The following is a 10,261-nucleotide window of genomic DNA, read 5'->3' as shown; positions in this document are numbered from 1 at the left end:
TTCAAACGCGTCTTCGCCGAAGGTGATCACGTGATCCTCCATTGCCACCAGGTGTGGCCGGGGGTCCATGAATACGCCGGAATCGACATCTTCCGGTTTGACGGCAGTGGCAAGATCGTCGAGCACTGGGACGTACTCCAGGTGATCCCCGAGTCCGCGGAAAACGACAACGGCATGCTTTGACGAGGGATCGGCGCAGCCGTCGTCTACGTGCCGATACCGAAGCACCGCCCGGTGGCTGACACGACCGACGGGAACCCGCAAGCTGTACGCGTCTCGGTCTGCCCTGGCCTCCGGTTGGTACCTTTCGGCCGCCAGCCTTACGACCTCCGACTTGTCTCGGTGATGGTCGACTCCGTCACCGTGCGCGATGGAATGCTTGGCCCACTACGCTCGGGCCGAAGCCGTCGATTGGCGAGGTCTTGCTGCGAGCGGTGACCTGGAGACAGAACTGACAGGCAAGGTCGCCGTCGTCGTCGGCGGAGGTACAGAAATCGGTCGGGCGACGGCCGTGGAGTTCGCCCGCGAGGGCGCATGCGTGGTCGTGGCTGGGCAGTTCGGAGGTTTGGACGCGGTGGCGAACTGTGCCGGCATGTCCATCGGGAGGAGACGATGCTCACCGGAACGGTCGCGGACTTCGATCGGGTGATCGATGTGAACCTGCGCGGCTCGCGGCTCGTGGCTCGTGCCGCAGCGCAGTCGGTGGTCAAGTTGGGAGACCTGGAGCGTCGGTCACGGTGTCGTCGATCAACGCCGTGCGCCCAGGCACGGTTGACTACTCGACGTCGAAGGCGGGAGTCGAAGGGCTGACGCGGGCGGCTGCCAGCGTGCTGGAGCCACACGGCATTCGGGTGAACATGGTCAGGTCCGGCTTCATCGACACAGCCATGTTGCGCTACGCCTGGGATGTACCTCCGGGGGTGCCCTTCCCGATTGGGCCCTCGGAGCAGGCGAACGTGCCGCTCGGTCGCGTGGGTCAACCGTCGGAGACAGCTCAGACCATCGTCTGGCTCTGTTCCTCGGCGGCGTCTTACATCAACGGGTAGCTGCCTCGACGTCGACGGCGGAGCACTCCTCGACTGACCCGCGCAGAAGTGCCGATACCGAGCACAGAGGGAAGCACAGCGCCGGGCAATGCCACGCTGCTGCACCAAATCACTGCCGCGCCTCGACCCCGCGACCGCTGGCGCGCCCTTCACGCAGGCTGAACCTGGCTACCCCCAACAGCGGCGGCAGCCGGCGGCCGGCTGGCCGCGTTGAGGCGACGGCAAGGTGCCGATCGGCCACCGGGTGCGCGGGACGACGTACTCCGACGGAGAGATCCGGCAGTACAACAGCGGAACGACACTGCACGAGGAGCCCGGTGAGCAGGTGCCGGTGGTGCTCAACCGCTAGGGCGACGCTGACGGCCCTTACGAGCAGGACGGGCACCCGTCCCGGCTACGGCGCGGGTCGTCTGTGTCTCGGGGGCAAGTGATCCATGGTTGTCCCGGTATCGGCCGCGACGACGTACGAACTGCCGCACATCAACGCCGTCCCGATGACAACCTGAGCACCATTCGGACGACTCTCGGGGCATGACGGACTTCGTCCCGGAGGAGTTGCTCTCCATGCCCGAGCAGCGCACCGGCAGCTGGCGCGATGCCGAGACGCCCGCACGCGTCGACCTCGTCGACGTGCTGTTCCGGCGGCACTACACCGCGATGCTCCGGCTCGCCGTGGTCATGCTGGGCAGCCGCGAGGCCGCGGAGGACGCCGTACAGGACGCCTTCGTCGCGCTGCACCGGCACCACCGCAAGCTGCGCGACCCGGACGCCGCGGAGGCGTACCTCCGCTCCTGCGTGCTCAACCGGTGCCGGTCGTTCGTACGCCGACAGGTCAGCCAGCGAGCGCCGAAGCCGCTGATGGTCGTGCGCACGCACGAGGAGAGCCCGGAGGACACCGCGGTCGGTCGGCACGAGGCCGACTCGCTGGTCACGGTCATGCGCACCCTGGCCCGACGCCAGCGCGAGGTCCTCGCCTGCCGCTACGTCCTCGAGCTCTCAGTCGCGGAGACCGCCCGTCTGCTCTCGATCAGCGAGGGAGCGGTGAAGTCCCACACCCATCGCGGGCTACGGGCCCTGCAGCAGCGGATCGAGGTGACCGCATGAGCACCGAGGAGCGCCTGGCGCGGGACATCGAGGCAGTCACCCGAGGAGTAGTTGTGGCCGAGTCAGACCTGAGGGATGCCCGGGCAGGCATCGAAGACCGGATCGGGAATGGCCGGCCCGACCGCCGCCGGACGGTCGTTGCGGCCGCGGCCGCCGCCGTCATCGTCTTCGTCCTGGGCGTCGCCGCGTTCCTGACGCTCGGCGGAGACGACACGGCGGCACCCCCCGCCAACGCGGGTCCGAGTCCGGCGCCGAGTCCGGGCATCAACGACCATGCCGAGTTCCTCGCCGGCGAGGCACCGACACCCGAAGGCGTGCAGGGCATCTGGCGGTTGGATAACGGTGGTGTGCTGATGCGCTTCGCACCGCCTAACCTGGTCTCCTTCGACCGCGAGGGTCGGCTGTTCGAAGGCCCCGGGGCCCAGGGCCGCTACCTGATCCAGGGCGACCGCATCATCATCAGCGTGGACGGCGGTCCGTACGCCTGCGGGGGCCAGCAGATCGCCATGCGGGCGTCCCTGCCGAAGACGGGCGAGATGCGCTTCGTCTACACCCAGCCGGGGACCGGGAAGTGCTATGCCGCCATGGACGAGCGTTGGGTCATGGAGCAGGTGCTGCCGGCATCACCGATCATCGCCAGCTACGACAACTCGCAGGCGGACGACTGGCTGCCTCTGAATGACGAGCGCGCTCTCCACGGCACCTGGTTCGCCGAGGGCGGCGGTTACGTGCTCGAGCTCGGCCGCGGCGGGGTCTACCACGTGGTGACCGGATCGGGTGAGCAGGTGGACTACGGCGGGTGGGAGCTGGAGGGCTCGCAGCTCACGCTCACCAGCTGGCCCGACTCCGTGGAGTGCAGCACGAACGACCGGCTCGTCCTCGGCGCGCTCGAGTACACCTCACCTGGCACCACCGCGATCCGGTCCGTCGTGCGGGAGAACACCTGCGGGGGCGAGTGGGCGGACAAGGCCTGGGTCCTCGTCCCGGACGAGGGCAACTGACGCGGGATCCCCTGGACCGCTGGCCCCGCTGACACGGGGACGGCGAGCGCTCAGTCCAGCGCGACCTCGGCGAGCTTCTTGACCTCGTCCGGGTCGCTCAGCGTCGGGTCGAGGATCAGCTCGTCGACGCCGGCGTCGGCGTACGCCGCGATGGCGCCCTGGACGGCCTCCGGCGTGCGCAGGGCACTGCCGGCGATCATGTCGGCGGTCTCGTCGCCCATGAAGGCGTAGTAGTAGCGCAGGTAGTTCCTCGACGCCTGGTCGTCGCCGAGCCCGAAGTAGATGAGAGCCGCGATCCGAGGCGCCCCCTCGCGGCCGGCGTCGGTCCACGCCGTGCGCACCTTGCCCGCCCACTCGGCGACCGCGTCCGGCGGCATGCCGCCGGCGGTCCAGCCCTGCACGTCGTGCTCGGCGATGCGGCGCAGGGTCGCGTCGGTCGTCCCGCCGATGAGGATCGGCAGCGGTGCCTGCACGGGCGACGGCGCGACGGGTCGGGTGCCGGACAAGATCTCCTTGCCCCCGAACGCCGTCCGGAGGTCGCGCAGTTGCTGGTCGAAGACCTTGCCGCGCGACGAGAAGTCACGACCGGTGAGCCGGAAGTCGGCGTCGCGCCATCCGACGCCGATGCCGAGGGTGAGCCGGCCTCCGCTGATCTGGTCGACGGTCACGGCCTGCTTGGCCAGTTCGGCGGTGCTACGAGCCGGGCTGATCAGGACGTTGCTGAAGAAGCGGATCCGCTCGGTGACGGCGGCGGCAGCCGCGAACACCGTGAGCTCCTCGTAGCCCGGGTGCGCAACCGCGCCGATCGTGGCCAGCGAGCTGAATCCCGCCTCGTCGGCCCGCCGGGCCCAGGTCAGCAGCTGCTCCCCCGTCGCCCCGGTCACCGTGTTCGGGATGCCGATGCCGATCTCCACGTCGCCCTCCGGTCGTATCAGTGGCTGTGTGCTCAACAGTTGCCCGCGCACTAACGTCAGGTCGTGGCGCCTCCTTCCCCGATGTGGCCCGACGACGCCCGGCGGCGGGTGGCCGATGCCCGGGTCGCCCGGCTGGCGACGGTGCGGCCCGACGGCGCACCCCACGTGGTGCCCGTGACCTTCGCCCTGGTCGACGACGACCGGGTCGTCACGGCCGTCGACGCCAAGGCGAAGACGACCCAGCGCCTGCAACGCCTCGCCAACGTCGAGACCGAGCCACGGGTCGCGCTGCTCGTCGACCACTACGACGAGGACTGGCAGCAGCTGTGGTGGGCGCGTCTGGACGGCACCGCCCGGGTGGTCCGCGAGGAGCCCGAGCGCGGCAGGTTGATCGAGCCGCTGCTCGTGAAGTACGGGCAGTACGCGGACGCGCGGCCAACCGGCCCGGTCGTCGTGGTCGAGGTCGGCGACGTGCGTTACTGGTCGGCCAGGAGGACCCGATGAGGGCCCTCGTGCACACCCGCTACGGCGGGCCCGACGCGCTCCGGCTGGAGGACGTCCCTGTCCCGACGCCCGGCAGCGGCGAGGTGCTGGTGAGGGTCGCAGCCGCGTCGGTCGCCGCGTCGGACTGGGAGGTGCTGACCGGCTCGCCGCTGTACGCCCGGCTCGGCGGGCTGCGCCGCCCTCGCCGTCGACGCCTCGGCTCCGACCTGGCGGGCACCGTCGAGCGCAACGGTCCGGCCGCCGCACGGTTCCGGCCCGGTGACCGGGTGACGGCGTACGTCGCCCGGCTGGGCTGCTTCGCCGAGTACGTCGTCGTGCCCGAGCGCAACCTCGCGCCGATCCCCGACCAGATGCCGGACGACATCGCGTCCACGCTGCCCCAGTCCGGGCCCATCGCGCTGCAGGGCATCCGGACAAAGGGCGGCCTCACGGCAGGCCAGCACGTCTGCGTCAACGGCGCCGGCGGAGGCACCGGAGTGCTCGCGGTGCAACTGGCCAAGGCCGCGGGAGCAGAGGTCACCGCCGTCGACAACGGCCACAAGCAGGAGTTCATGCGCGGCACCGGCGCCGACCACGTCGTCGACTACGAGCGCGACGACGTGACCAGCCCGGGCGGCCGCTTCGACCTGGTCCTCGACCTGGCCGCGCACCGGTCCGCCTTCGACTGGCGCCAGGTGCTCGCCCCGGACGGGCGGTACCTCCTCGTCGGCGGCGACATGGGACCGCTGCTGCAGTCAGCGCTGCTCGGCCCTGCGCTCCGGCAGCGACGTCTGCGCGTCCTCGCCGTTCGGTTCCGCGCCGAGGACATCGCCCCCGTGCTCGACCTCTGGTCCGACGGCACGCTGGCCCCGGTCGTCGATGCCCGCTTCGCCCTGGACGAGGTGGTGGACGCGCTGCGGTACGTCGGCGCGGGCAGATCCTGCGGCAAGGTCGTCGTGCAGCCCTGACCGGGAACCGTCGCGCGCTCCGACGCGGCGACACGCGTGGGCGCTGCTGCCCCGTGGTCAGCAGCGTCAGGTGCCCCTGCTCGCGCTGGGCTCGCCGTTCGGCGGCACTTGCACGGCCAGGATCGCCCAGACCTCCTTCCCGGTGTCGCCGTCGACCCGGACGCCCCAGTCGCTCACCAGCCCGGCGACCACGGCCATCCCGCGACCGCCCTCGCGGGACGGGTCGGCCCCGTGGAGCTGGGGCACGCCCAGGCCGCGGTCCTGCACCCCGACCGAGATGAACCCGTCGATCACCCGGACCCGCAGGGTGATCGGGCCGGTGCCGTGCACCACGGCATTGGTGACCAGCTCGCTCACGACGAGCTCGACGTCGGCCGCGAGCGAGTCGACGCGGTCGCTATCGGTATCAGCCAGGCCGCGGAACAGGTCACGGACACTGTTGCGTGCATCTGCTGGTGCCCCTTGGCGCCGGTCCAGCTCGCGGACGAGCGAGGTGACCATCGCGCACCTCCCGGGAGACCTCTGTGCCGGCCACCGGGGTCCGGGGTGGTGAGAACGAGTGAACCATGTCGTGCGGTCCACGAAGCGTACCCAGGCGGGGCGGGTCTACGCGCGAGGCGACTTCGTACGTCGCGGGGCCTTCAGGTCGAGCTTCCGCGACACCACCCGATCAGCCACGTCGGACAGCTTCTCGCTCTGCGACCGGGCGTAGCTGCGCATGAGGTCGAAGGCCTCGTCGACGTGCAGCCCGAGCCGCTCGGCGATCACCCCCTTGGCCTGCTCGATCACGACCCTGCTGCTCAGCGCGTCCTGCAGCTGGCGGGCGAGCACCTCGCGGCGCTGGCTGCCGCGCTCCTGCAGGATGCCGATGGTCGCCACGTCGGCCAGCGCCTGGGCGAGACTGCGGTCGACGGTGCCGAGCGGGCCGGCGCCGATGCGGAACATGTTGAGCGCGCCGATCGTCTCCGAGCGCAGCCGCAACGGCAGCGCGAGCACCGACCTGAAGCCGGCGGCCGTCGCCTCGGAGCCGAACCTCGGCCACCGGGTCCCGTCACCGTCCTCCAGGTCGTCGCTGGAGACGGCCGCACCGCTGGCGAAGCAATCGAGGCAGGGGCCTTCCTCGTTCTGGAGTTCGTAGAGCTCGAGCAGCCGCACCTGCTCGCTCGACGACGCAGCGACCCGCAGCACACCGCCACGGTCGGCCAGCATCAGTCCGGCCGCGTCGACATCGAGCAGGTCGACGCAGTGCCCGGCGAGTGCGTGCAGGAACTCCAGCACGTCGTAGTCGGCGACCAGGGTGTCCGCCAGCTCGACGAACGCGTCTGCCAGATGCTGCTCGCGCCCGGCCGCCGCTGGTCCCAGGGTGTCGTCGCTCATGTCATCTCTCCGCGGCGGTCAGTCGCAGCCGGCGCTCGAGCACGTCCCTGGCGACCTCTTGGAGCGGCCGCCCGTCCCGGTAAGCCCGGGCCCGCAGGGCTGCGAACGCCGCCTCGGCACCTGTGTCGAGCTGGACCATCACCATGCCCGTCGCCTGGTAGACCACGCTCGACCCGGAGCGTCCTAGCGTGACATCGTCCTCATCACCGGCCGGTGAGGCCGCCTGGATCTCGAGCAGGACGTTCACCGCCGCGGACGCATAGTCCTGCGCCTCCTCCACCTGCTCGTCGACCAGGCCTCCCGTGGACCCGCGGTAGAGGTCCAGCGCCCCGAGCCGGAGCTCACCGACCAGCAAGGGGACCGCGAACGAGGCCCGGACACCGAGCGCTACAGCCGCGGGCGTGAAGATCGGCCACCGTTCACCGACGTCCGGCCGGTCCATGTCGGCCACCACCACCGGCGCGCCCGACCTGACCGCGTCGACGCACGGGCCCTGACCCAGCAGCACCTGCAGGTCCTCGATCCGGTCGCTCACGTCGTCGGTCGCCGCGACCTTGCGGTGCTCCCCCGGACCGTTGCTCACCGACAGGCCGGCACCGCTGACAAACAGGCTGTCCACCGCCATCGTGCACAGCTGGAGCACCGGGTCCTCGCCGGTGCCCGCAGCGTGCATCAGGTCGCGCACCCGGTGCTCGCGCATCCGTCGCACCTCCGACCGGGCACCCGGACGGCGACGGCAAGAGGGCACGTACGCCCGCTGGTGAGAAGCCGCGACACGACCCCACCGTACTGCCGATCGCATTCGCTGGACACGGCACGGTGCCCCCGCCGCGCCAGCGGCGGGGGCACCGGCGCCAGCCGGTCTGCCGCAGGCTCCCCTGCTCGGCCTGGGGCTGGTCCGACGGGCTCGCCTCGCACCGAACTCCGAGACGACGTGACGCGCCGGGCTCGTCTGGGTCGACGAGGACCGGAGGCTGCGCTTTTCAACACCCGACCCGCTCGACGGTCATGTCCGTCCCGCCGGGGTCCAGGGCGTGCTGATGATCGTACGCCCGCACCGTCACCATGGCCAAGCCCCTGGCCAAGCCCTGGGACCACCGCTCAGCCGGTGCTGCTCGGGGCGGTGTCCAGCGCTTGGTTCACCGCGAGCCAGCTGACCACCCGGGTCCGCCAGCGGGAGATCGAGTCGCCGGTGAACGACGGCATCTGGACGCCGTCGACGTCGCGGATCATGACGGCGAAGTCGGCCGGGTACCCCTGCTCGAGCCACCGCGAGAACGGGTCCCACATCTCGTCCCGGAAGCCCCGGCGCCGGTACAGCGCGGCGAAGGCCTCCTGCACGACGTCCGCCCACAGGCGCTCGACCACCACGCTCACCTCTGACACGTGACCTGCTCCGTCCACGTGGGATCAGACGCCCCACTGTCGTCCCGGTTGACCACCCGGATGCAGGGATCACACAAGTTGCTGGGCAGGCCCGCCCGAGAAGGACCACACTGGCCCGCATGAGGGGACTGGCCCGGCCTCCCTTCGTGGGACGGGCGGACGAGCTCTCGCTGCTGCGCGAGGGCCTCCTAGCCGCGACCGGCAGCCGGCCGAGCTGCGTCGCCGTGACCGGTGACGCAGGTGTCGGCAAGACCCGGCTGCTGGCCGAGCTCGCCCAGCACGCGCGGCAGGAGGGCGCCCGGGTGGTCGCCGGGGCCGGCCTGGACCTGGCCGCAGGCGAGTTCCCGTTCGGGGTCTTTCTCGCGGCGCTGCGCGACCTGGCCCGGTCGGAGCGCGGGACGGGTGACGCGGCAGGCCAGCCGGTGCGCCCGGCGACGTACGACGAGGTCATGGACCTGCTGCGCGCGGACCCCGGCGAGACGGCCGGCGGGCGCGGCGCCCGCAGCCAGCTGTTCGACCGCGTCCTCGACCTGCTCGGCGAGCTCAGCGACCAGCAGCCGCTGGTGCTCGTCTTCGAGGACCTGCACTGGGCCGACCGCTCCAGCCTCGACCTGCTGCTCTTCCTCGTGCAGGACCTCTGCCAGGAGCGCGACCTGCTCCGGGACCTGCCTCGCGAGCGGATCCTGATCGTCCTGTCCTGGCGCACCGACGAGGCGGTGGACCAGAGCTCACGCGCCGAGGCCCTCACCGACCTCGCGCGGCTGGACTGCGTGGAGCACCTGCGGCTGCGCGCGCTGCCGCACGAGGACGTGACGGCGATCATCCATGCGGTGACCCCGGACCCGGTGCCGCCCCAGCGCGCCGACGACATCGTGCGCCGCAGCGCGGGCAACCCGCTGTTCGCGCAGGAGCTGGTCGCCGCGGGACGCACGACCGGGGCGGCGCCGGTCACGACCATCCGCGACGTGGTGCTGCGCCGGGCCCGGCGGCTCTCCGACGACGCCGCGCAGGCCGTGCGGGCGCTCGCCGTCATCGGCCGGCCGACCGACCACGAGCTGCTCGCCGAGGTCTCCTCGCTGCAGCCCGCGGCGCTCGCGGCCGGGCTGCGCGAGGCCCTCGACCAGCGCATCCTCCGGCGGGAGGGGGACGGCGACCTGGTGTCGTTCCGGCACCCGCTCGGCCAGGAGTCGGTCTACGACGACGTGCTGCCCAGCGAGCGCATCGACCTGCACCGGCGCACGGCAGAGGTCCTCGACCGCCGGGCCGGCGAGGGCAAGGGGTCGGCGCTCGGTGTCGCGGAGCTGGCCCACCACTGGCACGAGGCGCAGGTGTGGACGAAGGCGCTGCCGGCAGCGGTCCAGGCCGCGCGGGAGGCGGCCGTGGTCACCGGCTTCGCCGAGGCGTACGGCCAGTACCGTCGCGCGCTCGACGCCTGGGGCCACGTGCCCGACGCGTCGGCGAACGTCGGTACGTCGCTCGCGACGCTGCAGCAGGAGGCCGCCGAGGCCGCGCACTGGGCCGGTGACACCGCCGAGGCCGTCACCCTCGCCAGCAACGCCCGCGAGACAGCGCGGACCCGCGGCGACACCCACGTCGAAGCCCTGCTCAGCGAGCGCCTCGGCCGCTACCTGTGGGAGCTCGGCGACGCGGTCGGAAGCCTGGCCGCCGACCGGGAAGCCGTGCGGCTGCTCGACGACGAGGCGCCCAGCGACCTCAAGGCCCGCGCTCGCGCCGCGCTCGCCACCGGCCTGCTCCTCGACGGCGACTCCGCCGAGGCCGCGACCCAGGCCCAAGCGGCGATCGAGCTGGCCCGAGCGGCCGGCCGGCTCGAGGAGGAGGGCTACGCGCTCACCACGCTCGGCGTCTGCCAGACGCTCAATGGGCGACTGGATGACGGGCTCGCGACCTTGGAGCGGGCCCGCCAGATCTGCGACGAGTGCGGCAGCCTCGAGGAGATCCTGCGCGTCTACGGGGACCTCACG

13 protein-coding genes are annotated in these 10,261 nt (G+C 71.7%); 8 read left to right on the top strand and 5 right to left on the bottom strand.

Going from position 1 to position 10,261, the window contains the following annotated elements:
• The 5 genes from VK640_10535 to VK640_10515 all read left to right on the top strand — a co-directional run.
• Positions 1-183, top strand: a 183-nt coding sequence (locus VK640_10535) for a hypothetical protein (protein HTE73621.1), incomplete at its 5' end; no start/stop codon positions are given.
• Positions 184-584: 401 nt separating this feature from the next.
• Positions 585-1,046 (top strand): SDR family oxidoreductase, encoded by a 462-nt coding sequence (locus VK640_10530; GenBank protein ID HTE73620.1) that lies wholly within the window; start codon positions 585-587, stop codon positions 1,044-1,046.
• Between the two features lie 226 nt (positions 1,047-1,272).
• Entirely contained in the window at positions 1,273-1,395 is a 123-nt protein-coding gene (locus VK640_10525; protein HTE73619.1) for a hypothetical protein, read from the top strand.
• Between the two features lie 182 nt (positions 1,396-1,577).
• Positions 1,578-2,150 carry a sigma-70 family RNA polymerase sigma factor gene (locus tag VK640_10520; GenBank protein HTE73618.1) on the top strand — a complete coding sequence of 191 codons (573 nt, stop codon included), beginning with the start codon at positions 1,578-1,580 and terminating at the stop codon, positions 2,148-2,150.
• On the top strand, positions 2,147-3,151 hold the full coding sequence (locus VK640_10515; GenBank protein HTE73617.1) for a hypothetical protein: 1,005 nt from the start codon (positions 2,147-2,149) through the stop codon (positions 3,149-3,151). The genes VK640_10520 and VK640_10515 overlap by 4 nt, the downstream gene beginning before the upstream one ends.
• A gap of 50 nt (positions 3,152-3,201) precedes the next feature.
• Here the strand turns inward: VK640_10515 and VK640_10510 are convergent, their stop codons facing one another.
• Positions 3,202-4,065: an LLM class flavin-dependent oxidoreductase gene (locus tag VK640_10510; protein HTE73616.1), complete on the bottom strand. Its 864-nt coding sequence runs from the start codon at positions 4,063-4,065 to the stop codon at positions 3,202-3,204.
• A 63-nt stretch (positions 4,066-4,128) separates the two neighbouring features.
• Here VK640_10510 and VK640_10505 point away from each other — a divergent pair, with 63 nt between their 5' ends.
• Positions 4,129-4,569 (top strand): TIGR03668 family PPOX class F420-dependent oxidoreductase, encoded by a 441-nt coding sequence (locus VK640_10505; GenBank protein ID HTE73615.1) that lies wholly within the window; start codon positions 4,129-4,131, stop codon positions 4,567-4,569.
• Positions 4,566-5,516: an NAD(P)-dependent alcohol dehydrogenase gene (locus VK640_10500; protein HTE73614.1), complete on the top strand. Its 951-nt coding sequence runs from the start codon at positions 4,566-4,568 to the stop codon at positions 5,514-5,516. Before VK640_10505 ends, VK640_10500 begins: the two co-directional genes overlap by 4 nt.
• A gap of 66 nt (positions 5,517-5,582) precedes the next feature.
• On the opposite strand, the gene VK640_10495 is transcribed toward VK640_10500, so the two are convergent.
• From VK640_10495 to VK640_10480, 4 genes are all read right to left on the bottom strand, one after another.
• A complete protein-coding gene (locus VK640_10495; protein HTE73613.1) occupies positions 5,583-6,017 on the bottom strand; it encodes an ATP-binding protein in 435 nt (144 codons plus the stop codon).
• A gap of 105 nt (positions 6,018-6,122) precedes the next feature.
• Positions 6,123-6,893, bottom strand: a complete 771-nt coding sequence (locus VK640_10490; GenBank protein ID HTE73612.1) for a GAF and ANTAR domain-containing protein — start codon at positions 6,891-6,893, stop codon at positions 6,123-6,125.
• Position 6,894: 1 nt separating this feature from the next.
• Entirely contained in the window at positions 6,895-7,593 is a 699-nt protein-coding gene (locus tag VK640_10485) for a GAF domain-containing protein (protein HTE73611.1), read from the bottom strand.
• Between the two features lie 401 nt (positions 7,594-7,994).
• Positions 7,995-8,279 carry a hypothetical protein gene (locus tag VK640_10480; GenBank protein HTE73610.1) on the bottom strand — a complete coding sequence of 95 codons (285 nt, stop codon included), beginning with the start codon at positions 8,277-8,279 and terminating at the stop codon, positions 7,995-7,997.
• Positions 8,280-8,398: 119 nt separating this feature from the next.
• On the opposite strand from VK640_10480, the gene VK640_10475 reads away from it, so the two are divergent.
• On the top strand, positions 8,399-10,261 hold a 1,863-nt coding region (locus tag VK640_10475), incomplete at its 3' end, for an AAA family ATPase (GenBank protein ID HTE73609.1).

The organism is Actinomycetes bacterium, assembly GCA_035489715.1.
In the GTDB taxonomy this organism is placed as follows: domain Bacteria; phylum Actinomycetota; class Actinomycetes; order JACCUZ01; family JACCUZ01; genus DATHAP01.
Note: the sequence above shows the minus strand (reverse complement) of the source record. Positions and strands in the feature narration are given on the sequence as shown.

What these genes read in the sequence shown, in the direction of transcription:
- VK640_10520 (HTE73618.1), top strand. Translation starts at nt 1,578, where the DNA reads ATGACGGACTTCGTCCCGGAGGAGTTGCTCTCCATGCCCGAGCAGCGC.
- VK640_10515 (HTE73617.1), top strand. Translation starts at nt 2,147, where the DNA reads ATGAGCACCGAGGAGCGCCTGGCGCGGGACATCGAGGCAGTCACCCGA.
- VK640_10500 (HTE73614.1), top strand. Translation starts at nt 4,566, where the DNA reads ATGAGGGCCCTCGTGCACACCCGCTACGGCGGGCCCGACGCGCTCCGG.
- VK640_10495 (HTE73613.1), bottom strand. Translation starts at nt 6,017, where the DNA reads ATGGTCACCTCGCTCGTCCGCGAGCTGGACCGGCGCCAAGGGGCACCA.
- VK640_10490 (HTE73612.1), bottom strand. Translation starts at nt 6,893, where the DNA reads ATGAGCGACGACACCCTGGGACCAGCGGCGGCCGGGCGCGAGCAGCAT.
- VK640_10485 (HTE73611.1), bottom strand. Translation starts at nt 7,593, where the DNA reads ATGCGCGAGCACCGGGTGCGCGACCTGATGCACGCTGCGGGCACCGGC.